General features: G+C 64.6%; 18 protein-coding genes and 1 pseudogene. 4 read left to right on the top strand and 15 right to left on the bottom strand.

The window, feature by feature from the left end; genetic code table 11:
* Positions 1 to 50: 50 nt before the first annotated feature.
* The 3 genes from CCOS191_RS18775 to CCOS191_RS18765 are packed head-to-tail and all read right to left on the bottom strand — an operon-like array spanning position 51 to position 4918.
* Positions 51 to 3128 carry a MexW/MexI family multidrug efflux RND transporter permease subunit gene (locus tag CCOS191_RS18775; RefSeq protein WP_046856502.1) on the bottom strand — a complete coding sequence of 1026 codons (3078 nt, stop codon included), beginning with the start codon at positions 3126 to 3128 and terminating at the stop codon, positions 51 to 53.
* Positions 3129 to 3164: 36 nt separating this feature from the next.
* Positions 3165 to 4268, bottom strand: coding sequence for an efflux RND transporter periplasmic adaptor subunit (locus CCOS191_RS18770; protein WP_052752633.1), 1104 nt, complete (start codon positions 4266 to 4268; stop codon positions 3165 to 3167).
* Positions 4265 to 4918: a DsbA family oxidoreductase gene (locus CCOS191_RS18765; protein WP_046856501.1), complete on the bottom strand. Its 654-nt coding sequence runs from the start codon at positions 4916 to 4918 to the stop codon at positions 4265 to 4267. The genes CCOS191_RS18770 and CCOS191_RS18765 overlap by 4 nt, the downstream gene beginning before the upstream one ends.
* Positions 4919 to 5079: 161 nt before the next feature.
* Here CCOS191_RS18765 and CCOS191_RS18760 point away from each other — a divergent pair, with 161 nt between their 5' ends.
* Positions 5080 to 6006, top strand: a complete 927-nt coding sequence (locus CCOS191_RS18760; protein ID WP_046857865.1) for a class I SAM-dependent methyltransferase — start codon at positions 5080 to 5082, stop codon at positions 6004 to 6006.
* Positions 6007 to 6204: 198 nt separating this feature from the next.
* Here the strand turns inward: CCOS191_RS18760 and CCOS191_RS18755 are convergent, their stop codons facing one another.
* On the bottom strand, positions 6205 to 7203 hold the full coding sequence (locus CCOS191_RS18755; protein WP_046856500.1) for a sulfate ABC transporter substrate-binding protein: 999 nt from the start codon (positions 7201 to 7203) through the stop codon (positions 6205 to 6207).
* Positions 7204 to 7404: 201 nt separating this feature from the next.
* The gene (locus CCOS191_RS18750) at positions 7405 to 8226 is read right to left on the bottom strand and encodes an ion transporter (protein ID WP_046856499.1); all 822 of its coding nucleotides are present in this window, start codon (positions 8224 to 8226) and stop codon (positions 7405 to 7407) included.
* Positions 8227 to 8509: 283 nt separating this feature from the next.
* On the opposite strand from CCOS191_RS18750, the pseudogene CCOS191_RS28785 reads away from it, so the two are divergent.
* Positions 8510 to 9217, top strand: a pseudogene (locus CCOS191_RS28785) (RHS repeat-associated core domain-containing protein); the annotation flags it as partial.
* Between the two features lie 22 nt (positions 9218 to 9239).
* On the opposite strand, the gene CCOS191_RS18740 reads toward CCOS191_RS28785, so the two are convergent.
* The 6 genes from CCOS191_RS18740 to gcl all read right to left on the bottom strand — a co-directional run bounded on the left by CCOS191_RS18740 (position 9240) and on the right by gcl (position 16901).
* Entirely contained in the window at positions 9240 to 10115 is an 876-nt protein-coding gene (locus CCOS191_RS18740; RefSeq protein WP_046856498.1) for an urea transporter, read from the bottom strand.
* Between the two features lie 182 nt (positions 10116 to 10297).
* Positions 10298 to 11713, bottom strand: a complete 1416-nt coding sequence (gene pyk / locus CCOS191_RS18735; RefSeq protein ID WP_046856497.1) for a pyruvate kinase — start codon at positions 11711 to 11713, stop codon at positions 10298 to 10300.
* Complete coding sequence (locus CCOS191_RS18730) at positions 11703 to 12983, bottom strand: glycerate kinase type-2 family protein (RefSeq protein ID WP_046856496.1); 1281 nt, start codon at positions 12981 to 12983, stop codon at positions 11703 to 11705. The genes pyk and CCOS191_RS18730 overlap by 11 nt, the downstream gene beginning before the upstream one ends.
* A 235-nt stretch (positions 12984 to 13218) precedes the next feature.
* Positions 13219 to 14112 carry a 2-hydroxy-3-oxopropionate reductase gene (locus tag CCOS191_RS18725; protein WP_023631172.1) on the bottom strand — a complete coding sequence of 298 codons (894 nt, stop codon included), beginning with the start codon at positions 14110 to 14112 and terminating at the stop codon, positions 13219 to 13221.
* Between the two features lie 176 nt (positions 14113 to 14288).
* The gene (hyi, locus tag CCOS191_RS18720) at positions 14289 to 15071 is read right to left on the bottom strand and encodes a hydroxypyruvate isomerase (protein WP_046856495.1); all 783 of its coding nucleotides are present in this window, start codon (positions 15069 to 15071) and stop codon (positions 14289 to 14291) included.
* Between the two features lie 54 nt (positions 15072 to 15125).
* Positions 15126 to 16901 (bottom strand): glyoxylate carboligase, encoded by a 1776-nt coding sequence (gcl, locus tag CCOS191_RS18715; protein WP_046856494.1) that lies wholly within the window; start codon positions 16899 to 16901, stop codon positions 15126 to 15128.
* A 257-nt stretch (positions 16902 to 17158) separates the two neighbouring features.
* Between gcl and CCOS191_RS18710 the strand changes: the two genes are divergently transcribed.
* Positions 17159 to 17599, top strand: a complete 441-nt coding sequence (locus tag CCOS191_RS18710; RefSeq protein WP_046856493.1) for a GlcG/HbpS family heme-binding protein — start codon at positions 17159 to 17161, stop codon at positions 17597 to 17599.
* 141 nt (positions 17600 to 17740) lie between these two features.
* On the opposite strand, the gene CCOS191_RS18705 is transcribed toward CCOS191_RS18710, so the two are convergent.
* A complete protein-coding gene (locus CCOS191_RS18705; protein WP_028692838.1) occupies positions 17741 to 18352 on the bottom strand; it encodes a TetR/AcrR family transcriptional regulator in 612 nt (203 codons plus the stop codon).
* 132 nt (positions 18353 to 18484) lie between these two features.
* On the opposite strand from CCOS191_RS18705, the gene CCOS191_RS18700 reads away from it, so the two are divergent.
* Positions 18485 to 19399 (top strand): DUF808 domain-containing protein, encoded by a 915-nt coding sequence (locus CCOS191_RS18700; RefSeq protein WP_046856492.1) that lies wholly within the window; start codon positions 18485 to 18487, stop codon positions 19397 to 19399.
* A 67-nt stretch (positions 19400 to 19466) separates the two neighbouring features.
* Here CCOS191_RS18700 and CCOS191_RS18695 read toward each other — a convergent pair whose 3' ends face one another.
* The 3 genes from CCOS191_RS18695 to CCOS191_RS18685 form a co-directional block, all read right to left on the bottom strand.
* Positions 19467 to 20249, bottom strand: a complete 783-nt coding sequence (locus CCOS191_RS18695) for an outer membrane protein OmpK (RefSeq protein ID WP_046856491.1) — start codon at positions 20247 to 20249, stop codon at positions 19467 to 19469.
* A gap of 350 nt (positions 20250 to 20599) precedes the next feature.
* Positions 20600 to 21385 carry an outer membrane protein OmpK gene (locus CCOS191_RS18690; protein ID WP_046856490.1) on the bottom strand — a complete coding sequence of 262 codons (786 nt, stop codon included), beginning with the start codon at positions 21383 to 21385 and terminating at the stop codon, positions 20600 to 20602.
* A 141-nt stretch (positions 21386 to 21526) separates the two neighbouring features.
* Entirely contained in the window at positions 21527 to 22882 is a 1356-nt protein-coding gene (locus tag CCOS191_RS18685) for a nucleobase:cation symporter-2 family protein (RefSeq protein WP_046856489.1), read from the bottom strand.
* Positions 22883 to 22935: the final 53 nt, after the last annotated feature.

The raw sequence follows: 22935 nt of genomic DNA, 5'->3' as shown, positions 1-22935 counted from the left end.
GCCCAGGGGCAGCCGGTCATGGCTGCCACAGGGGAGGGCGGGCTAAGGGGTCAGGCCGGCTGGGTGTAGGCGGCCAGTTCCTGCAGGCGTGGGTCTTCGCTGGCACGGTGGTCCTTGGCCAGCAGCGAGTACACGGTGGGCAGGATGAACAGGGTGAACAGGGTGCCGACCAGCATGCCGATGACGATCACCAGGCCCAGGCTGAAGCGGCTGTGGGCGCCGGCGCCGCTGGCCAGCAGCAATGGCACCAGGCCCACGACCATGGCCGCGGTAGTCATCAGGATCGGCCGCAGACGGATCTGCGCGGCGCGTTCGATGGCCGTGCGGCGGTCGAGCTGGTCGGCCTGCTGCAGTTCGTTGGCGAACTCGACCATGAGGATGCCGTGCTTGCTGATCAGGCCGACCAGGGTTACCAGGCCGATCTGCGTGTAGATGTTCACCGTGGCGTAGCCCAGGTACAGCGGGATCAGCGCGCCGCACACCGACATCGGCACGCTGACCAGGATCACCAGCGGGTCGCGCAGGCTTTCGAACTGCGCGGCCAGCACCAGGTAGATGACCAGGATGGCGAAGATGAACGTCACCACCAGGGCGCTGCCTTCCTGGACGAACTGGCGGGCATCCGACAGCCAGTCATGGCTGAAGCCGGTGGGCAGGGCATTGGCCTGGGCTGCAAGGAACTGCACCGCGTCGCCGATGCTCACGCCCGGCGCCGGCACCGCCTGCAGGGTGGCCGAGTTGAGCTGGTTGAACTGGGTCAGCTTGTTCGGCTCGATCGACATGTCGAAGCTGACCAGGGTCGACAGCGGCACCTGGGCGCCGTTGGCGGCCTTGACATACTGGCCCACCAGCATCTCGGCCGACAGGCGCTGGGCCCGTGCCACCTGTGGGATCACGTCGTAGGAACGGCCGTCGAGGGCGAAGCGGTTGACGTAGTTCTCGCCCACCAGCACCGCCAGGGCATCGCCGATGGCCTGCATGCTGATGCCCAGGTCGTTGGCCTTGCTGCGGTCGATGTTGATGTTGACCAGCGGGCTGTTGAAGTCCAGGTCGCTGTCGACCACGGCGAACAAGCCGCTGGCCATGGCCGCCTGCTTGATCTTGTCCATGGCGTCGAACACCACGCGGTGGTCCTGGGAGCTCTGGATCACCATCTGCACCGGCAGACCGCCGGTGGAGCCGGGCAGCGGCGGCAGCTGGAAGGCGAAGATGGCCACGCCCTCGATCTCGCCCACGGCTTTCTGGATCTCGGCCTGCAGCTGGTCGGCGCTGCGCTGGCGCTTTTCCCAGGTGCTCAGGTTGGCGCCGCCGAACGCGGTGCGCGGGCCGTCGTTGCCGTTGACCACCCAGGTGATGTCGGTTTCCGGGAAGGTGGCGAACAGGCGGTCCATGCGGTGCGCGTACATCTGGGTGTAATCGATGTTGGCGTACTGCGGCGCCTTGGCCACCGCCAGCACCTGGGCCTGGTCCTCGACCGGCGCCAGTTCGCGCTGGGCGCCGAGGTAGAGGATCGGCAGGCTGACGAACACCGCCGCGGCAATCGCCAGGGTCAGCCAGCGGTGGTGCAGGGACACGTCAAGCAAACGGCCATAGCCCTTGCCCAGCCACTGGAAGAAGCGCTCGGCGCCACGCGCCATCGGGCCTTCGCTGGCCTGGCGGTTGAGCAGGAAGGCGCTCATCACCGGCGACAGGGTCAGCGCCACCACGCCGGATACCACCACGGCGCCGGCGAGGGTGAAGGCGAACTCCTTGAACAGCGCGCCGGTCAGCCCACCCATCAGGCCGATGGGGGCGTACACCGCGGCCAGGGTCAGGGTCATGGCGATCACCGGGCCGGCGATCTCGCGGGCGCCGACCAAGGCCGCCTGCAACGGTGACTTGCCTTCCTCGATATGCCGGTGGACGTTCTCCACCACGACGATGGCGTCGTCCACCACCAGGCCGATGGCCAGGACCATCGACAGCAGGGTCAGCAGGTTGATGCTGAACCCGAACAGGCTCATGATCGCCGCCGCGCCGATCAGCGACAGCGGGATGGTCACCAGCGGGATCAGCACGCTGCGCAGCGAGCCGAGGAACAGGAAGATCACCACGGCGACGATCACCACCGCCTCGACCAGTGTCTTGACCACTTCATCGATGGACGCCTGGATGAAGCGCGCCACTTCGAACACGATATTGGCGGTCATGCCCGGCGGCATGGTCTCGCGGATCTGCGGCATCATTTCCTGCACTGAACCGACGATGGTCAGCGGGTTGCCGGCGGGGGTGGCGTGCAGGCCGATGAACACCGCAGGCTCGCCGTCCATGATGCCGCTGGTGTCGTAGGAGGTGGCGCCGAGCTCGGCGGTGCCGATGTCGCTCAGGCGGATCAGCGTCTCGCCGTCACGGCGCACCACCATCTGGCGGAACTGGTCGACGCTGGTCAGGTCGGTGTTGATGTTGATGTTGGCCGAGACGTACTGGCCCTTGGTCTGCCCGGGGGCGGCCTGGAAGTTGTTCTGGCGGATGGCCTCGGCCACGTCGCTGGCCGACAGGTTGCGCGCGGCCATGCGCGCCGGGTCCAGCCACAGGCGCATGGCCAGTTTCTGGCCGCCGAGGATCTGCGCCTCGGCCACGCCGTCGATGGCTGCCAGGCGCGGCTGCACCACGCGGGAGATGTAGTCGGTGATCGCCGGCAGGCCGATGTCCTTGCTCGAGAAGCCGACGTAGATCACCGCCGTGCCTTCGCCGGAAGACTTGGCCACCACCGAGTCGTAGGCGCCTTCGGGCAGGCGGTACTTGACCTGGTTGACGGCGGCCATGATCTCGGTGAGGGCCTTGTTGGAGTCGGCGTTGAGCTTCAGGCGCACGGTGATGACGCTCTTGCCCTGGGTCGAGGTCGAGCTCAGGTAGTCGACGCCGTCGACCGAGGCCACGGCCTGCGAAATGGGCTGGGTGACGAAACCCTGCATCAGCTGCGAGCGGGCGCCGGGGTATTCGGTGGTGATGGTGATGGTCGCGCTTTCCAGCTGCGGGTACTGGCGGATCGGCAGGTTCAGCAGCGCCAACAGGCCAAGCATGACGATCATCGCGCAGACCACCAGGGTCAGTACCGGGCGGCGGATGAACAGGTCGGTGAATTTCATGGTGCTACAGGTCCTTTTCAGTGGCACGCAAACCCATTACTGCTGGGCCAGGTCCGGCTTGCGCGTGGTGCTGGCGGCCAGGGTGTCGTCGGTGACCCGCACCGGCATGCCGTTGCTCAGGCGGATCTGCCCCGAGACCACCACGCGGTCGCCCGGGGTCAGCGCGTCGAGCACCACCACGCGGTCGTCGCGGCGGGCGCCGAGCTTGACGAACACCTGCTCCACGCGCAGGGCGCCGTCCTTCTCGCGCAGCACGTACAGCGAGTTGCCGTAGGCGCTGTAGCTGATCGCCGTCTCCGGCACGCTCAGCACATCGGCGTGGCTCGGCAGCTCGATGCTGACGTTGGCGAACATGCCCGGCTTGAGTTGCTGGCCGGGGTTGTCCAGGGTTGCCTGCACCAGCATGGAGCGGGCGCCCGGGTCGATCTGCGGCTCCAGGGTAGTGACCGCGGCGACAAAGCGCTGCTGCGGCCAGGCGTCGACCTTGAGGGTGATGGCCTGGCCCGCCTGCAGGGCGGCGGCGGACTGCTCGGGCAGCGGGAAGTTGACGTGCAGGCGCGACAGCTCGGTGAGGGTTACCAGGCTGTCGCCAGGGCTGACGTACTGGCCGAGGTTGACCTTGCGGATACCCAGCACGCCGGCGAACGGGGCGCGGATGGTCTTCTGCGCGATCTGCGCCTGGACCTGGGCGATCTCGCCGAGCAACTGATCATAGTTGGCCTGGGCCTGGTCGAGCTGGGCCTGGGTGGAGGCCAGCGGCAGCACCTTGCGCGTACGCTCCAGGGCCAGCTTGGCGTTCTTGGCCTGGGCCTGCAGCTTGGCCAGCTCGCCGCGTTCGGGCGCGTCGTTGAGCTTGACCAGCACCTGGCCTGCGGCCACGGCCTTGCCGGCGGTGAACTCCAGCGCGGTGATGCGCCCGCCGACCTCGGGCGAGACATTGACCTGGTGTACCGCCTCCAGGGTGCCGACGGCGCTGAGCACCTGCGGCATCGGGCCCGACTGCACGCGGGCGATTGCCACCGGGGTGGCGTTGGCCTGGGCGGCGGGGGCGTCGTTGGCCACTACCGCCGGGGCGGGCAGCAGGGCCATGGCCAGCAGCGACAGGGAAGTGCCGGCGGCGATCCAGTAACGGTTTTTCATTGGGCGGCTCCTTGTGCCTGGTTCTGGTTGGCACGGACCTGGATGAAGGTCTGGCGCAGTTGCTCGAGGCTCAGCGCGCCGGGGACCAGGTAGCGGCCGTCGATCACCAGGCTGGGCACCGAACTGATGCCCAGGCGCCGGCCCTGGGCCAGTTCTTCCTCGAGCATCTGCGGGGCCTGCTGGTCAAATGCCGTGGCGAAGGCCTGCGGGTCGAAACCGGCTTCGGCGGCCACCGCCAGCACGGTGGCGCGGTCACCGATGTTGCGGGCCTGCACCAGGTGGGCTTCCTGCAGGCGGTCGAACATGCGCTCGTGGCCTTCGTTGCCGCCCAGGGCCTTGGCGGTCTGGCAGGCCAGGCCCGCGAGCAGGCCGGTGGGGTACTCGAAGTCCTGCTGGCGCATGGCTTCGATGTTGATGCGCTTGACGTCCTCGGCGCGCGAGCACGACAGCCAGTGGCTGAGGATGGTCTCCTTGGCCTTGGGCATCGAGCCGAAGCGCTCGACCATCGCCTCGCGGCTGGTCTGCAGGATGAAGCTGCGGTGCTGCACGTCCAGGTTCAGTTCGTCCTGCAACTGCTTCAGGCGCGGGGCGAGGACGAAGCACCAGCCGCAGACGACATCGTGGAAGAATTCGACTTTCAGGGGTGACATGGCAGTGATCCGGTTTCAGGGAGGGATGGCCGCACTATCCACAGCGCCCCGGCAAGAAAAAAGCGACAAAAGTGCCGCAAACCCTCTCATCCCCTTCATCGATGGCCGCCCGGCCCGGCCGCGAGCGGGTAGAATGGCGCTTTTGCCTGACCGTAGCCGACATGAGCCCAGCCATTGCCACCCTCGAGCAGCACCTGCTCGCCGCCCTCGACCCCGCCCCCCAGGAGACTCGCCGCCTGTTCCATGGCCGTGGCCGCTGCTGGCCGGGGCTTGAACAGATCACCGTCGACTGGCTCGACGGCGTGTTGCTGGTGGCGCTGTTCCGTGAGCCGCCCGAGGGCCAGTTGGAGGAGCTTGAAGCAATGCTGATGGCGCTGGCCGAGCGCCCGCAGTGGAGCGGCCAGGCCATCCTGCTGCAGCACCGCTACCTGCCCGACAGCCCCGGGCAGTGGCTGTGGGGCGCGCCGTGCCAGCAGCGCGAGGTGGTCGAGGATGGCCTGAAATACCTGCTCGACCTCGGCGTGCGACAGAACAACGGCCTGTTCCTGGACATGCGCTACGGCCGGCGCTGGGTGCGCGAGCAGGCGGGCGGCAAGCGCGTGCTCAACCTGTTCGCCTATACCTGTGGTTTCTCGGTGGCGGCGATCGCCGGCGGCGCCGAGCAGGTGGTCAACCTGGACATGGCCAAGTCGGCGCTGTCCCGGGGCCGCGACAATCACCGGCTCAATGGCCATGACGCCTCGCGGGTCGCGTACCTGGGGCATGAGCTGTTCAAGTCGTGGGGCAAGGTGCGCAAGTACGGGCCGTACGACCTGATCATCATCGATCCGCCGACCTTCCAGCGCGGCAGCTTCGTGCTGACCCAGGACTACGCCAAGATCCTTCGGCGTTTGCCGGAGTTGTTGACTGAAGGCGGCACGGTATTGGCCTGCGTCAACGATCCGGGGATCGGGCCGCAGTTTCTCATCGAGGGGATGGCCGAGCAGGCGCCAGGGCTGGCGTTCGTCGAGCGGCTGGAGAATCCGCCGGAGTTTCCGGATGCGGATCCGGAGGGTGGGCTGAAAGCGCTGGTGTTTCGCCAGGGGTGATCAGTAGCCCTTACCGGCCTATCGCCGGCAAGCCGGCTCCACAGGAGATCGCGTTCCCCGTCGGAGCAACTGTCTTGTGTTGCTTGTAGTGGCCTCATCGCTGGCAAGCCAGCTCCCACAGGGATAGCGCAAGGGTTGAGGTTTGCGCGGTCGGTGTGGGAGCCGGCTTGCCGGCGATAGGCCGGTACAGGTCAGTGATCAATGGTTGGTATAGATCTGGTCGAACACGCCACCGTCATTGAAGTGGGTCTTCTGCACGGTGCGCCAGTCGCCGAAGGTCTTCTCCACCGACAGGAAGTCGACTTTCGGGAAACGGTCGGTGTACTTGGCCAGCACAGTGGCGTCACGCGGACGCAGGTAGTTGTTCGCGGCGATCTCCTGGGCCTCCGGCGACCACAGGTACTTCAGGTATTCCTCGGCCACGGCCTGGGTACCTTTCTTGGCCACCACCTTGTCGACCACGCTCACCGGCGGCTCGGCCTCGGCCGAGACGCTCGGGTAGACCACTTCGAACTGGTCGCGGCCGAACTCGCGGGCAATCATCTCGGCCTCGTTCTCGAAGGTCACCAGCACATCGCCGATCTGGTTGGTCATGAAGGTGGTGGTGGCGGCGCGGCCACCGGTATCGAGCACCGGCGCCTGCTTGAACAGCTTGCCGACGAAGTCGCGGGCCTTGCTTTCGTCACCGCCCTGCTTGAGCACGTAGCCCCAGGCCGAGAGGTAGGTGTAGCGGCCGTTACCCGAGGTTTTCGGGTTGGGCACGATCACCTGCACGCCGTCCTTGAGCAGGTCCGGCCAGTCCTTCAGCGCCTTGGGGTTGCCCTTGCGCACGATGAACACGGTGGCCGAGGTGAACGGCGCGCTGTTGTTCGGCAGGCGTGTTACCCAGTTGTCCGGCACCAGCTTGCCGTTGTCGGCCAGGGCGTTGATGTCGGTGGCCATGTTCATGGTGATCACGTCGGCCGGCAGGCCATCGATCACTGCGCGCGCCTGCTTGCTCGAGCCGCCGAAGGACATCTGCAGGTTGACCTTCTCGTTGTGCTCCTTTTCCCAGTGCTTCTGGAACGCCGGGTTGTAGTCCTTGTAGAAGTCGCGCATCACGTCGTAGGACACGTTGAGCAGGGTAGGGGCGGCCTGGGCGAGGTTGCCCAGGGCCAGGCCCGCGGCGAGCAGCGAGGCGCTGAAGAGTTTTTTCACTGGGGGCATTCCTTGTTCTGGTTCAAAGGGTTGGCGCTTTGCCAGCGACTATAGCGGGTGGCTTTGCGTGGGTTAAAGAACAAAACGGTCTTTGGTTATGTCGTTGTCAGTGCCGGCCTATCGCGGCTGAAGCCGCTCCTACAACTTTGCGCAGGACCTGTAGGAGCGGCTTCAGCCGCGATGGCCTCAGCACCGTCAACCTCAACGCTTGGGAAACAACGCATTCCCACAGCGCGAACAGAACGCCGCGCCATGCTCGTGGTGGTGCTTGGCACAGGTCGGGCAGTCATGCTGCAACTGTTCGCCGCGCATGGCATTGGCCAGTTCGGCGGTGAAGATGCCGGTGGGCACGGCGATGATCGAGTAACCGGTGATCATCACCAGCGATGACAGCACCTGCCCCAGCGGCGTGGTCGGCACGATATCGCCGAAGCCCACGGTGGTGAGGGTGACGATGGCCCAGTAGATGCCTTTGGGGATGCTGGTGAAGCCATGCTCCGGCCCTTCGATCACGTACATCAACGTGCCGAACACGGTCACCAGGGTCGACACGCTGACCAGGAACACGATGATCTTCTGCTTGCTGCCCTGCAGCGCCGCCAGCAGGTAGTGGGCCTGCTTGAGGTAGGGGCTGAGCTTGAGCACGCGGAAGATCCGCAGCATGCGCACCACGCGGATGATCAGCAGGTACTGGGCGTCGCTGTAGTACAGGGCGATGATCCCCGGCACGATCGCCAGCAGGTCGACCAGCCCGTAGAAGCTGAAGGCATAGCGCAGTGGCTTGGGCGAGCAGTACAGGCGGGTGATGTATTCGGCGAGAAAGATCGCGGTGAAGCCCCACTCGATCCCGGCCAGCAGCCCGGCGTAGTTCTGGTGAACGTCGTCGATGCTGTCGAGGATCACCGTCACCAGGCTGGCCAGGATGATCAGCAGGAGAATCTTGTCGAAGCGTCTGCCAGCCGTGGTGTCGGTCTGGAAGACGATGACGTAGAGCCGCTCGCGCAGGGATGGCGGGTTGGGCATGGGAGCTGTTTCCAAGGACTTGAATGCCAAGCCTAGAAGGATGGAGGCCGTACTTGCAATCTCAGGTGCAGTGGACGACCTGATAGAAATGCCAGTTTCGCGGTGGACTTTGTCTGCGCCAGCATGGGCAAGAGTGCTTCTATGATCCCCAAGGAGGAGCGACATGGCTCACCAATTGCGCAACCTTGGCGCGCTACGGACTGTGCTGCTGCAGACCGATGTCGCCGGGTGTGTGATAGGCACGCGCGGTGCCGAGCATGAGCACCTGGGTTATACGGCCTATGGCTTATTGCCGCGAGTGACGCGTAACGGGCAGTTGGCGTTCAATGGGCAGTTGCTGGAGTGCGGTGTGCAGGGCTATCTGCTAGGTAATGGCCACCGGCTGTACAACCCGTTGCTGATGCGCTTCAACAGCCCTGATTCGTTGAGCCCGTTCGGGCGCGGAGGTATCAATGCCTACACCTACTGTGGTGGGGATCCTGTCAACTTCAGCGATCCCGCAGGTAGCAACCGCTTTGCCAAGTACAGTGCGCTATTCGAACCACTTTTCACCTACTTGGCGAGCCCTGATCGAAAAGACTACCGACTTCAGGGCTTTGCTTATGATCCTGCAGGTGCTGAAGGGCAACGCGTAACGACATTCAGGGCGAAAACCGATCATGGCAAGGTGTTGGAGCGTCCTGACGATACTGTAGAGCTCAGTGGGCGGTTTTACGTGAGTAAAGACCGGCGCTTGTTCATTAGCGAGAATCTCGTTCTCAATAACGAAATCGGCATGCTGTCATTGAAGCCTTTTGATACCCAGTTCGCCGCACGGGGCTTCACCTTGATGGATGTCAATCCCACTCACGTTCGTATCGCGAAAGGTAAACCGGTCTTTGATAGCAAGACCATTACCATCAATGAGTCTGGCATGACGGACTATTCTCAACGAGACCTGAATCTGCCAGGTCTCGCGGATGCAATTCGCAAAGGGCGGCCTGGAAACTGAACAGTTTCGATGGTTTGCGGTTTCAGCTGTGCAAATTGCTGGTGTCGCTTCGTTTTACCCATTGTCCTAAATGATCGCCCAGGTGCATCAACCAGCAGGCCATCACAAAGGGGGCTGTGAGCCCAGGGATTGGCAGCAGGTTGAATAGGGGTTGCAGCAGCAATGCGAGGGCAATGGCCAGCAACGTCATCCACGGCCTCTCGCCTTGACGGCTGAAGGCCAGCGCGGCCAATGCCGCATTGAAGCCATACAGCCCCAGCCACGCGGCCTGCGTTTCTCCAGCCAGCAGCGCGACACCACCGCCGATGGCCGAGCCGATCAGCGCCCAGGTGGCGGCATAGGGGTTGGCGAAGTACATGCCGATGACGATCAGCAGGCCGGCCATGGGCTTGTCGAGCAAAAAGATCTGCCCCACGCCGCGCAGCAGGGCATATACAGGGTCCGCTTCGACATAGCCGTTGGAAGACGGCTCGGTCAGCAGCAACGCGGCCCAGCCCAGCAGCACGAACGGCGCGGTGTAGGCGATCAGCAGCTTGCCGCCGCGCTTGCGCCATTGGTGGGTGAGCATGCTCGACAGGCCGCCGGCGGCGATGATCAGCGGTGGTAGGATCGCCGACCAGGGCAATACGGCGCTGATCAGGATGCCGATCAGCACGCCGTTGTAGCAGTACAGCCCGGCCTGGCGGTCGGCGCGGTCGTAGCCGCGGCGTTGGGCGGTAAGCAGGCCGGCCAGGGCGCCGAGCAGGGCGCCGCCGACCAGGTTCGGCGCGGTCAGCAGGATGGCCAGCAGGCAGCACAGGCCGCACAGGGGGTTGCGCAGCAGCAGCACCTGGCTGAAACCGTTGAGCAAGGCCGTGGCCCAGTCGGGGCACGGGTTGACGAAATTCTTGGTGTACATGGGCAGTCGGTAAGGTGAGTGGGGGAGCGGTGGGCCTCTTCGGGCCTCGGTTTTCCGCAGGTTCGGTGTGTCGGGAGGGCTTTGCCCTCCTTTCGCCGGCAAGCCGGCTCCCACAAAGGCATGCATGATTCCTGTGGGAGCCGGCTTGCCGGCGAAAGGGGCGCGCAGCGCCCCCGGCGATCTCAGACCAAGGTCTCGATCCGCAGCGTATTAGTCGAACCCGGCTTGCCGAAAGGCACACCGGCGGTGATCAGCAGCGTGTCGCCACGGCTGGCCATGCCTTGGGCCTGGGCGATTTCCAGCGCCGTGGAGACCACCTCGTCGACCTGGCGCAGGCGGTCGTTGACCACCGAGTGCACGCCCCAGGCCACGCTCAGGCGGCGGGCGGTGTTCAGGTTCGGCGTCAGGTTGAGGATTGGCGCCCGTGGCCGCTCGCGGGCGGCGCGCAGGGTGGAGTTCCCCGACTCGCTGTAGTTGACCAGCACCGCCACCGGCAGGATGCCGCTGATGCGGCGGATCGCGCAGCTGATGGCATCGGACACCGTGGCTTCGGCCTTGGGCCGGCCAACGTCGAGCTGGGCCTGGTAGTCCGGGCCGTTCTCCACCTGGCGGATGATCTTGCTCATCATCTGCACGGCCTCCAGCGGGTAGTCGCCCGAGGCGGTCTCGGCCGACAGCATCACCGCGTCGGCGCCTTCGGCCACGGCGTTGGCCACGTCGGTGACCTCGGCGCGGGTCGGTGCCGGGGAGAAACGCATGGATTCGAGCATCTGCGTGGCCACCACCACCGGCTTGCCCAGCTGGCGGCAGGTATTGATGATGCCCTTCTGGATCTGCGGCACGCTCTCGGCCGGCACTTCCACGCCCAGGTCGCCACGGGCGACCATGATCGCGTCGGACAGCTCGGCGATGGCCTGCAACTGCTCGACCGCCGAAGGCTTCTCGATCTTGGCCATCAGGTAGGCGCGGTCGCCGATCAGCTCGCGTGCTTCGAGGATGTCCTGCGGGCGCTGCACGAACGACAGGGCCACCCAGTCCACGCCCAGCTCGAGGCCGAAGGTGAGGTCGCGGCGGTCCTTTTCGGTAAGCGGGGAGAGCTCGAGCACGGCTTGCGGCACGTTGACGCCCTTGCGGTCGGACAGCTCGCCGCCGGCCAGCACTTCGGTGTCGATGGCGTCGCTGTGCTTGGCGGTCACCCGCAGGCGCAGCTTGCCGTCATCGAGCAGCAGGTCCATGCCGGGCTCCAGCGCGGCGATGATCTCCGGGTGTGGCAGGTTCACGCGGCGGCTGTCGCCCGGGGTCTTGTCCAGGTCCAGGCGCAGGGCCTGGCCGCGTTGCAGTTGCACCTTGCCGTCGGCGAAGCGACCGACGCGCAGCTTCGGCCCCTGCAGGTCCATGAGGATGCCCAGCGGGTAGTTGAGCTGCTGCTCGACTTCGCGGATCCACTGGTAGCGCAGGGCGTGGTCGGCGTGTTCGCCGTGGCTGAAGTTGAGGCGGAAGATGTTCACTCCGGCTTCGACCAGCTGGCGGATGTCATCGATGCCCTTGATCGCAGGCCCGAGGGTGGCGAGGATTTTTACTTTTTTATCAGGCGTCATGAGGGTCGGTCTCGAGGATCAGGATGGCGCGGAAGTCATTGACGTTGGTGCGGGTCGGCTCGGTGACGATCAGCGCGTCGAGCGCGGCGAAGTAGCCATAGCCGTTGTTGTTGTCCAGCTCATCGCTGGCCGACAGGCCCAGGGCCTCGGCGCGGGCGTGGCTGTCCGGGGTCATGAAGGCGCCGGCGTTGTCCTCGGAGCCGTCGATGCCGTCGGTATCACCGGCCAATGCGTACACCCCCGGCAGGCCCTTGAGGCTTTCGGTAAGGCTGAGCAGGAACTCGGCGTTGCGCCCGCCACGGCCATTGCCGCGCACGGTGACGGTGGTCTCGCCGCCGGAGAGGATCACGCAGGGCGCCTTCAGCGGCTGGCCGTGCAGGACGACCTGGCGGGCGATGCCGGCATGCACCTTGGCCACCTCGCGCGACTCGCCTTCCAGGTCACCGAGGATCAGCGGGCTGAAGCCGGCCTGGCGGGCTTTCACCGCGGCGGCTTCGAGCGACTGCTGGGGCCGGGCGATCAGCTGGAAGTGGCTGCGTGCCAACGCTGGGTCGTCGGCCTTGACGGTTTCCGACGCCGGATTGTTGAGCCAGTCGATGACGGCCTTGGGCGCTTCGATGTTGTAGCGCTTGAGTATCGCGAGGGCGTCGGCCGAGGTGCTGGGGTCGGCCACGGTGGGGCCGGAGGCGATGACCGTGGCCAGGTCGCCCGGTACATCGGAAATCGCGTAGGTGTAGACGGTGGCCGGCCAGCAGGCCTTGGCCAGGCGCCCGCCCTTGATCGCCGAGAGGTGCTTGCGCACGCAGTTCATCTCGCCGATGGTGGCGCCGGATTTCAGCAGTGCCTTGTTGATCTGCTGTTTGTCGGCCAGGGTCAGGCCTTCGGCGGGTAGGGCCAGCAGTGCGGAACCGCCGCCAGAGAGCAGGAAGATGACGCGGTCGTCTTCGCTGAGGTTGCTGACTAGCGCGAGCACGCGCTTGGCCACGGCCAGGCCAGCGGCATCAGGGACCGGGTGGGCGGCTTCGACCACTTCGATCTTCTGGCAGCTGGCGCCGTGGCCGTAGCGGGTCACGACCAGGCCCGAGACCTCGCCCTGCCAGCTCTTTTCGACCACTTCAGCCATGGCGGCGGCGGCCTTGCCGGCGCCGATGACGATAACCCGGCCGCTACGGTCGGCGGGCAGGTGGGGTTCGAGGACCTGACGGGGGTGGGCGGCGGCGATGGCTGTGTCGAACAGCTCGCGCAGAAATTTTTGTGGATCGACCGACATGGCAGGCTCCCAGATTCTTGTTGTTCTGCAAAATCGAAAACGCCCCTGGAACTGCCTCCGTGCAGGCCGAACCAGGGGCGGGTGTTGCTCGGGGTCACCTCATGGACCTGTGGTTACAGGTTCATCGGTGTTGGCCGCATCGCGGATAAATCCGCTCCTACAGGACGATCAGTCCATTCGTTGTGATCGAATCAACCTGTAGGAGCGGATTTATCCGCGAAGGGCAGGTACAGGTTTACTTGTCGTCGCGGATCGAGAAGTTGGCCATGTGCTCCAGGCCCTTGATCAGCGCCGAGTGGTCCCAGTTGCCGCCGCCCAGGGCCTGGCAGGTGTTGAACACTTGCTGGGCATTGGAGGTGTTGGGCAGGTTGATGCCCAGCTCCTTGGCGCCTTGCAGGGCCAGGTTCAGGTCCTTCTGGTGCAGGTTGATGCGGAAGCCTGGGTCGAAGGTGCCCTTGATCATGCGCTCGGCATGCACTTCGAGGATCTTCGAGGAAGCGAAGCCGCCCATCAGGGCTTCACGCACCTTGGCCGGGTCGGCGCCGTTCTTGGCGGCGAACAGCAGGGCTTCGGCAACGGCCTGGATGTTCAGGGCGACGATGATCTGGTTGGCCACCTTGGCGGTCTGGCCGTCGCCGTTACCACCGACGCGGGTGATGTTCTTGCCCATGGCTTCGAACAGCGGCAGGGCGCGCTCGAAGGCTTTCGGGCAACCGCCGACCATGATGCTCAGGGTCGCGGCCTTGGCACCGACTTCGCCGCCGGACACCGGGGCGTCCAGGTAGGCGGCGCCGGTGGCCTTGATCTTCTCGGCGAAGGCTTTGGTGGCGGTAGGCGAGATCGAGCTCATGTCGATCACCACCTTGTTCGGGCCCACGCCTTCGGCGACGCCGTTTTCACCGAACAGCACGCTTTCGACCTGTGGGGTGTCGGGCACCATGACGATGATGAACTCAGCTTCCTGGGCCACTTCCTTCGGGTTGGCCAGGGCCACGCCGCCAGCGGCGATCAGGTTGGCCGGAGCTGCGTCGTGGTGGGTCGAAACGAAGATGCTGTGACCTGCTTTTTGCAGGTTCTGGGCCATGGGGTTGCCCATGATGCCGGTGCCGATGAAACCGATTTTAGCCATGAGAGATTACCTCGTTGTAATTGTTGAATCTCGATGGAGCAGGCGGTGCGAACCTTGTGGGAGCTGGCTTGCCAGCGATTGCGATCGATCTGCAAACGATGTTGGCCGTGTTGACGCTATCGCTGGCAAGCCAGCTCCCACAGGGGCCAATCAGGGCAGCCCCTTCGAGCGAATCCTTAGATAGCGTTGTGAGTTTTGAGCCAGCCCAGGCCGGCTTCGGTGGTGGTCTTGGGCTTGTACTCCGCGCCCACCCAGCCCTGGTAGCCGATGCGGTCCAGGTGCTCGAACAGGAAGCGGTAGTTGATCTCGCCGGTACCCGGCTCGTGGCGGCCCGGGTTGTCGGCCAGCTGCACGTGGTTGATCAGCTTGAGGTTGGTTTCCAGGGTGCGCGCCAGGTCACCTTCCATGATCTGCATGTGGTAGATGTCGTACTGCAGGAACAGGTTGTCGCTGCCCACCTCGGCCTGGATTTCCAAGGCCTGTTTCGTGGTGTTCAGGTAGAAGCCCGGGATGTCGCGGGTGTTGATCATTTCCATGACCAGGCGGATGCCGGCGGCCTTGAGCTTGTCGGCGGCGTAGCGCAGGTTTTCCACGAAGGTCTTGCGCACGGTGGCGCAGTCCGGGCCTTGCGGGCGGATGCCGGCCAGGGCGTTGACCTGGGTGTTGCCCAGCACCTTGGCGTACTCGATGGCCTTGTCGACACCGGCGCGGAACTCTTCGACGCGGTCGGGGTGGCAGGTGATGCCGCGCTCACCTTTCGACCAGTCGCCGGCCGGCAGGTTGAACAGCACCTGGGTCAGGCCATGGGCGTCGAGCTGCTGCTTGATCTCGGCGGCGCTGAAATCGTACGGGAAGAGGTATTCGACGCCGCTGAAACCAGCGTCGGCGGCGGCCTTGAAGCGAGCCAGGAAGTCCTGTTCGGTGAACAGCATGGACAGGTTGGCGGCGAAGCGAGGCATAAGTCGTCTCCTTGCGTTGATTGCCCCCGCGCGCGGCGCGGGGGCGTCAGGCGATCAGTCCAGCAGCGAGATGGCGGTCGGCGCGTCGTTGCCGACCAGGGCGAGGTCTTCGAACTCATTGACCGCGTTGATCTCGGTGCCCATGGAAATGTTGGTCACACGCTCGAGAATCACTTCGACCACCACCGGCACGCGGAACTCTTCGGCCATCTTCTGCGCCTTGAGCAGGGCAGGGGCGATCTCGGCCGGTTGGAACACGCGGATGGCCTTGCAGCCCAGGCCCTCGACCACGGCGACGTGGTCGACACCGTAGGTGGCGGCGTCGGTGGAATTGATGTTCTCGAACGCCAGTTGTACACAGTAATCCATGTCGAAACCACGCTGCGCCTGGCGGATCAGGCCGAGGTAGGCGTTGTTCACCAGCACGTGGACGTATGGCAGGTTGAACTGCGCGCCCACCGCCAGCTCTTCGATCATGAACTGGAAGTCGTAGTCACCGGACAGCGCGACCACCTTGCGTTTCGGGTCGGCCTTGACCACGCCGAGCGCGGCAGGGATGGTCCAGCCCAGCGGGCCGGCCTGGCCGCAGTTGATCCAGTGGCGTGGCTTGTACACATGCAGGAACTGCGCGCCGGCGATCTGCGACAGGCCGATGGTGCTGACGTAGGTGGTGTCCTTGCCGAACACTTCGTTCATTTCCTGGTACACGCGCTGCGGCTTGACCGGGACGTTGTCGAAGTTGGTCTTGCGCTGCAGGGTAGCCTTGCGTTCCTGGCAGTCTTCCAGCCAGGCCTTGCGGCACTTGAGCAGGCCTGCGGCTTTCCATTCGCGGGCCACTTCGAGGAACACGTCCAGGGCCTTGCCGGCGTCCGAGACAATGCCCAAGTCCGGGGTGAACACGCGGCCGATCTGGGTCGGTTCGATGTCCACGTGCACGAACTTGCGGCCTTCGGTGTAGACGTCGACGGAGCCGGTGTGGCGGTTGGCCCAGCGGTTGCCGATACCGAATACCAGGTCGGACTTGAGCATGGTCGCGTTGCCGTAGCGGTGCGAGGTCTGCAGGCCGACCATGCCGACCATCAATTCGTGATCGTCCGGGATGGTGCCCCAGCCCATCAGGGTTGGCACTACCGGTACGCCGGTCAGTTCGGCGAACTCGACCAGCTTGTCGCTGGCGTCGGCGTTGATGATGCCGCCGCCGGCTACCAGCAGCGGGCGTTCGGCGTCATTGAGCAGGGCCAGGGCTTTTTCGGCCTGTACACGGGTGGCGGCTGGCTTGTTGATCGCCAGTGGCTCGTAGGCATCGATGTCGAACTCGATCTCGGCCATCTGCACGTCGAACGGCAGGTCGATCAGCACCGGGCCTGGGCGGCCGGTGCGCATTTCAAAGAAGGCCTTCTGGAACGCGTAGGGTACTTGGCCCGGCTCCAGCACGGTGGTCGCCCACTTGGTCACCGGCTTGACGATGCTGGTGATATCGACGGCCTGGAAGTCTTCCTTGTGCAGGCGGGCACGCGGGGCCTGGCCGGTGATGCAGAGGATCGGGATGGAGTCGGCCGAGGCGCTGTACAGGCCGGTGACCATGTCGGTGCCGGCAGGGCCGGAGGTGCCGATGCACACGCCGATGTTGCCCGGGTTGGCGCGGGTGTAGCCCTCGGCCATGTGCGAGGCGCCTTCGACGTGGCGAGCGAGGACGTGATCGATGCCACCGACTTTTTTCAGCGCCGAGTACAGCGGGTTGATCGCGGCGCCGGGAATGCCGAACGCGGTATCTACACCTTCACGGCGCATGACCAGAACGGCTGCATCGATTGCTCTCATTTTGCTCATGGTTTGTGCCTCATCGATTTTGTAATTGTATACAACTTGCGTTGCGGCAGAGTGTATTCATGGTCGGCGCAAAAGGTCAATCCATTTTCGTCGGCGGCTTTGACTTGCTGGTCATGGCGAAAAAGGGCGGCATTTCGTCGCAGTGAGAGACATTGGATCAGAAAATTGTATACAAACAGTGTCTTTGTTGTGTTCTATCGTGTCTATTGGTTTTCAACTGCCCTCAGGGCTTCTCACAACAAGAAGAGGACCTTTTCATGAACGCATTGACCCTCAAACAGGCCGTGGGCGTGGTAAATGCCGCGTTGGCCGCAGGCCGTAAGATCAACGCCGCGCCCTTGACCGTGGCGGTGCTCGACGCCGGCGGGCATCTGCTGGCGTTGCAGCGCGAGGACGGCGCCAGCCTGCTGCGCCCCGAGGTGGCCATCGGCAAGGCCTGGGGCGCGGTGGCGCTGGGCAAGGGTTCGCGCCTGCTGGCGCTGGACTCGCAGCAGCGCCCCGCCTTTTATGCGGCTTTGAACGGGCTCGGCGAGCGACCTGTGGTGCCGGTGCCAGGGGGCGTGCTGATCCGCGATCAGGAGGGCAAGGTGCTGGGGGCGGTGGGAATCAGCGGCGATACGTCGGATATCGACGAGCAGTGCGCGATCAGTGCGATCGAAGAAGTCGGGCTGACGGCGGATGCCGGGGTGGCGGCTTAAGGTTCAACTTCTCTGGGGCCGCTGTGCGGCCCATCGCCGCGGTTCGTCGCCACGGCAAGCCGGCTCCCACAGGAATTGTGCAGGGCCTGTAGGAGCCGGCTTGCCGGCGATAAGGGCTGCGCAGCAGCCCCATTGGCCCTGTCAGGCTGCCTCGGGTTCGCAGCCCTTCAGCACCAGGCGGATGATGGTCTCTGCCGCCGCATCGTAGTCGCTGTCGGCTAGCTTGGCCTTGCCGGTCACCACGGCGATCTGCCAGTCGAAATCCGCGTAGGTTTGCGTCGCCGCCCAGATGCTGAACATCAAATGGTGCGGGTCGACGTGGGCGATCTGGCCGCGCTCGATCCAGCGCTGGATGCACTCGATGTTGTGGCGGGCCTGCTCGTTGAGCTGCTCCACCTGGCGCGGCGACAGGTGCGGCGCGCCATGCATGATTTCGCTGGCGAACACCTTGGAGGCGTGGGGCAGGTCGCGGGAGATGCGGATCTTCGAGCGGATGTACGCGCTGAGCACTTCTTTCGGATCGCCGTCGGCGTTGAACGGCGTCGAGGCCTGCATGATCGGCGCGATGATGCTCTCGAGCACCTCGCGGTAGAGGTTTTCCTTCGACTTGAAGTAGTAATACACGTTCGGCTTGGGCAGGCCGGCCTTGGCCGCGATATCGCTGGTCTTGGTGGCGGCGAAGCCCTTGTCGGCGAATTCTTCACTGGCTGCGCGCAGGATCAGTTCCTTGTTGCGCTCGCGAATGGTGCTCATTGTCGGGAATCTTCCTCGGGTCTGGCCCCTCCAAGAGGGGTCCGGCATGGTAGCACCCGCTCGGACGGGCGCTCAAGGCAGCGTCTTTGGGCTAGAATCCCGGCCATTCGAACCTACTGGAAACATTTTGACATGGCAGGAAGCAGCTTACTGGTACTGATCGACGATATCGCCACGGTCCTCGACGATGTCTCGTTGATGACCAAGGTCGCGGCGAAGAAGACCGCCGGGGTGCTGGGCGACGACCTGGCGCTCAATGCCCAGCAGGTCACCGGTGTGCGCGCCGAACGCGAGATCCCGGTGGTGTGGGCGGTGGCCAAGGGCTCGCTGGTGAACAAGGCGATCCTGGTGCCGGCGGCGCTGCTGATCAGTGCGTTCATTCCCTGGGCGGTGATTCCGTTGCTGATGGTCGGTGGCGCCTACCTGTGCTTCGAGGGCTTCGAGAAGCTGGCGCACAAGTTCCTGCACAGCAAGGCCGAGGACGACGCGCAGCACGAGGCGCGCAAGGCGGCCGTGGCCGACGAGCAGGTCGACCTGGTGGCCTTTGAGAAGAGCAAGATCAAGGGCGCGGTGCGCACCGACTTCATCCTCTCCGCCGAGATCATCGCCATCACCCTGGGCACCGTGGCCGATGCGCCGCTGAGCCAGCAGATCATCGTGCTGTCGGGGATCGCCATCGTCATGACCCTGGGGGTGTATGGCCTGGTGGCAGGCATCGTCAAGCTCGATGACCTGGGGCTGTGGATGACCAAGAAAGCCTCGGCGCTGAGCCAGGCGGTGGGCAACGGCATCCTGCGCGCTGCGCCGTACATGATGAAAAGCCTGTCGGTGATCGGCACCGCGGCGATGTTCCTGGTCGGTGGCGGCATCCTGGTGCACGGCATCGCGCCGCTGCATCACGCCATCGAGGCGTTCAGCGAAGGACGGGGCGGGGCGTTGACCGGGGCACTGCTCAATGGTGTGGCGGGGGTGATTGCGGGGGCTGTGGTGCTGGCGGTGGTGAGCGTCGTCGGCAAGCTGTGGCAGGCGCTGCGCCCTGCTCACTGAGTAGCGCGGGGACGTGGGGGCGGGGCAAGCCCGCTCCCACGTCAGACAGCGCCTGAGCGCTGTGTGATCAGAAGTGCACTTTCACCAGGAAGCTCATGGTGTTCTGATCGGTAGTGAAGGCATCGCTGTCCTTGATGCCGTACTTGTTCTTCCAGTAGTCGTACTCGATACCCACGTACAACTGCTTCTCGCCCAGGTGCAGCGCTTTGCCCAGGTCGTACTTGACCTGCGGGTTGAAGTGCAGGTTCGCCTGGTAGGTGCCGCGACGGTTCTCGTCGTTGTCCACCACCCAGTCCATGAAGCCGTCGATGAGAATGTCGGACGAACCCACGGGGATGGTGTAGGACCAGACCGGGGTGATCTGCCAGACGTTGTCGCCTGGGCGGCTGCCGTCGGTGGTGCGCTGGTAGAAGTTCAGCTGGAAGTAGTCGAAGCCTGGGATCGCCAGGTCGAAGCCGGGGCCGATCAGGTAGGACTCGGTGTCACCCTCGCCGAACTCGTAGGTCATGGCCAGCAGCACGTCCTTGACCGGGCCGAACTCGAGCTTCTGGTCGAAGATCTTGCCGAACGACAGGCGTGGGCTGAACTCGCCGTAGTAGGTGTTCGGGCCGTTGCTGGCGTCCTTCTTGCCCTGGTAGAAGATCTTGTCGAAGAAGAAGAAGTTGTCGCCGTACTTCCACGCATCGGCGTGCTCGAAGGTCACGGTCTGCTGGATCTCGGGGTTGACCTTGAAGTTCTTGCCCCACAGGTAGGTCAGGCTGTTGTTCTGCCATTGCAGCAGGTCACCGGCTTGGCTGGCGCCGCAGGCCAGCAGGCCGCCGGCGAGGATCAGGCTATTGATGGTACGCATTGCGTGTGTCGCTCCCTTTATTGGATCTGTTGTCAGCGCTCGGGCGCTGTTCTTGTCTTTTGGGTCAGCTTTTTTCAATTGGCCACAGCTGTTTGGCAAGAGCTGCGCCAACTTTTCCACGTTGGGCACAACCATCCTGCTCGACGTCTTTCTGAACGGATGAAATAGGTATTTCACGCTGGCAACACGTTGGCCAACCGCCCGGAAACATTGACTGGGCGGTCAGCAAACGCGGGCGGGATCCTTCCCGCCCCGATCGAGGGGGCGCGCAGATTACTCACTTGCGCGCCGGGCCTCAAGTGCTCCGTCCTGGAGCACTCTGTCACACAGAGGGGCGTACGCCCCTTCGCTTAGAAATGCACCTTCACCAAGGCGCTGGCGACGCTCTGGTTGCTGTCCACGTTGCCGTGGCTGTCGATGCCGTACTTGTCCTTCCAGTAGCTGTATTCGAAGCCGACGTAGAGCTGCTTGGCGCCCAGGTTCAGGGCCTTGCCCAGGTCGTATTTGACCTGTGGATTGAACTGCAGGTTGGCGTGGTAGGTGCCGCGACGGGTCTGGTCGTTGTCGACCACCCAGTCGATATAGCCGTCGATCAGGATGTCGGACTTGCCTACCGGGATGGTGTAGGACCAGGCCGGGGTGATCTGCCAGACGTTGTCGCCGGGGCGGCTGCCTTCGGTGTTGCGCAGGTAGAAGTTCAGGGTGAAATAGTTGAAGCCGGGCACGTTCAGATCGAAGCCGGGGCCGATCAGGTAGGCCTCGTTGTCGCCCTCGCCACGCTCGTAGGTCATGGCCAGCAGCACGTCCTTGACCGGGCCGAAGGCCAGGTTGCGCTCGAAGATCTTGCCGAACGACAGGCGCGGGCTGAACTCACCGTAGTAGGTGGTCACGCCTTTGCCGGGGTCGGCCTTGCCGTTGTAGAAGATCTTGTCGACGAACAGGAAGGTGTCGCCGTACTTCCACTTGTTGGCGTGCTCGAAGGTGATGGTCTGCTGGATGTCGGGGTTGACCTTGAAGTCCTTGCCGTAGAGGTAGGACAGGCTTTCGCCGTGCCACTGCAGCCATTCGCCGGCATGGGCGGGGAGGGTGGCCAGCAGGCTGCTGCCCAGCAGGACGGAGGTGGTGATGCGCTTCATGTTGTGATTCCCGGACTTATTGTTTTTGTAAGGGCTTTTTCGGCGCGCAGGCGCCCCGGACGGCCCATTCCGGCGGGCCGACGGTACTGCGTTACCACAGGGTTGAAGCGGGGCGGCCAGGACGGCGCCGCCCCTGGTCACTCAATGCTGGTGACAGGCATCGTTGTGCGCGGCGCGGTCGGCGCCGCCGAGGATGTTGAACAGCAGGTTCAGCACCAGGGCACTGAGGGTGGCCATGGCGATGCCACTGTGGGTGATGGGTTCCATCCACTGCGGCATCTGCGCGAAGAACTCCGGCCGCACCACCGGGATCAGGCCAAAGCCGACGCTGACCGCGACCAGCAACTGGTTGCGTCGGTCGGAGATGTCCGCTTCCTGGAGGATCTTGATCCCGGTGGCGGTGACCATGCCGAACATGGCGATGGACGCGCCGCCCAGTACCGCGGGCGGGATCGAGGCGATCAGGAACGCCGCCTTGGGCAGCAGGCTGAGCAGGATCAGCAGCGCGCCGGCCATCACCGTGACGTAGCGGCAGCGCACCCCGGTCATCTGCACCAGGCCGATGTTCTGGGCGAACGAGGAGTGGGTGAAGGTGTTGAAGAAGCCGGCGATGAACGACGCGCCGGCATCGCACAGCAGGCCGCGCCGCAGCATGCCCGGCGTTACTTCACGGTCGGTCACCTTGCCCAGGGCGAGGAACATGCCCGTGGACTCGACGAAGATGATCACCACCACCAGGCACATCGACAGGATCGGCGCCAGGCTGAAGGTCGGCATGCCGAAGTGCAGGGGGGTGACCACCTGCAGCCACGGCGCCTCGCTCAGGCCCGACAGGTCGACCATGCCGATGGATCCGGCGAGCACGTAGCCCAGGCCCATGCCCACCAGTACCGACACGTTGACCCAGAACCCGCGCATGAAGCGATTGATCAGCAGGATCACCGCCAGCACCAGGCCGGCGACCATCAGGTAGATCGGCGCGCCGAAGGCTTCGGCGTCATGGCCGCCGCCGGCCCAGTTGACCGCCACCGGGAACAGCGACAGGCCGATGGAGGTGATGACCGTGCCGGTTACCAGCGGCGGGAAGAAGCGCACGACCTTGGACATGAACGGCGCGATCAGCATGCCGAAGAAGCCGGCGGCGATGGTCGCGCCGAAGATCCCCTGCAGGCCGACACCGGGCATGCCGGCCATGGCCACCATGCTGCCGACGGCGGCGAAGCTGGCGCCCATCATGACCGGCATGCGAATGCCGACTGGGCCGATACCGAAGGATTGGATGATGGTGGCAACGCCGGCGACCAGCAGGTCGGCGTTGATCAGGAAGGCGACTTCTTCGCGGGACAGGCCCGCCGCCTGGCCAATGATCAGCGGCACCGCGATGGCGCCGCCGTACATCAGCAGAACGTGTTGCAGACCCACCAGGATCAGCTGGAACAAAGGCAGGGGCTGTCGTGGCGGCGCAACAGGGATGTACGCCTTGGGTGACTCGGACATGCAGCACCTCGAGTTTTGTTTTTATTCTCGGATCCAAGCGGGCGGCTTCACGT

The sequence above is a fragment of the Pseudomonas sp. CCOS 191 genome, assembly GCF_001007005.1.
Lineage (GTDB): Bacteria > Pseudomonadota > Gammaproteobacteria > Pseudomonadales > Pseudomonadaceae > Aquipseudomonas > Aquipseudomonas soli.
This window is presented reverse-complemented; position numbering and strand designations above follow the sequence as displayed.

Coding starts and splice junctions, on each gene's coding strand:
- CCOS191_RS18730 (WP_046856496.1), bottom strand. CDS start 12,983: ATGTCGGTCGATCCACAAAAATTTCTGCGCGAGCTGTTCGACACAGCC.
- CCOS191_RS18695 (WP_046856491.1), bottom strand. CDS start 20,249: ATGCGTACCATCAATAGCCTGATCCTCGCCGGCGGCCTGCTGGCCTGC.
- CCOS191_RS18770 (WP_052752633.1), bottom strand. CDS start 4,268: ATGAAAAACCGTTACTGGATCGCCGCCGGCACTTCCCTGTCGCTGCTG.
- CCOS191_RS18705 (WP_028692838.1), bottom strand. CDS start 18,352: ATGAGCACCATTCGCGAGCGCAACAAGGAACTGATCCTGCGCGCAGCC.
- CCOS191_RS18690 (WP_046856490.1), bottom strand. CDS start 21,385: ATGAAGCGCATCACCACCTCCGTCCTGCTGGGCAGCAGCCTGCTGGCC.
- CCOS191_RS18700 (WP_046856492.1), top strand. CDS start 18,485: ATGGCAGGAAGCAGCTTACTGGTACTGATCGACGATATCGCCACGGTC.
- CCOS191_RS18765 (WP_046856501.1), bottom strand. CDS start 4,918: ATGTCACCCCTGAAAGTCGAATTCTTCCACGATGTCGTCTGCGGCTGG.
- gcl (WP_046856494.1), bottom strand. CDS start 16,901: ATGAGCAAAATGAGAGCAATCGATGCAGCCGTTCTGGTCATGCGCCGT.
- CCOS191_RS18775 (WP_046856502.1), bottom strand. CDS start 3,128: ATGAAATTCACCGACCTGTTCATCCGCCGCCCGGTACTGACCCTGGTG.
- CCOS191_RS18760 (WP_046857865.1), top strand. CDS start 5,080: ATGAGCCCAGCCATTGCCACCCTCGAGCAGCACCTGCTCGCCGCCCTC.
- hyi (WP_046856495.1), bottom strand. CDS start 15,071: ATGCCTCGCTTCGCCGCCAACCTGTCCATGCTGTTCACCGAACAGGAC.
- CCOS191_RS18725 (WP_023631172.1), bottom strand. CDS start 14,112: ATGGCTAAAATCGGTTTCATCGGCACCGGCATCATGGGCAACCCCATG.
- CCOS191_RS18710 (WP_046856493.1), top strand. CDS start 17,159: ATGAACGCATTGACCCTCAAACAGGCCGTGGGCGTGGTAAATGCCGCG.
- CCOS191_RS18685 (WP_046856489.1), bottom strand. CDS start 22,882: ATGTCCGAGTCACCCAAGGCGTACATCCCTGTTGCGCCGCCACGACAG.
- CCOS191_RS18740 (WP_046856498.1), bottom strand. CDS start 10,115: ATGTACACCAAGAATTTCGTCAACCCGTGCCCCGACTGGGCCACGGCC.
- pyk (WP_046856497.1), bottom strand. CDS start 11,713: ATGACGCCTGATAAAAAAGTAAAAATCCTCGCCACCCTCGGGCCTGCG.
- CCOS191_RS18750 (WP_046856499.1), bottom strand. CDS start 8,226: ATGCCCAACCCGCCATCCCTGCGCGAGCGGCTCTACGTCATCGTCTTC.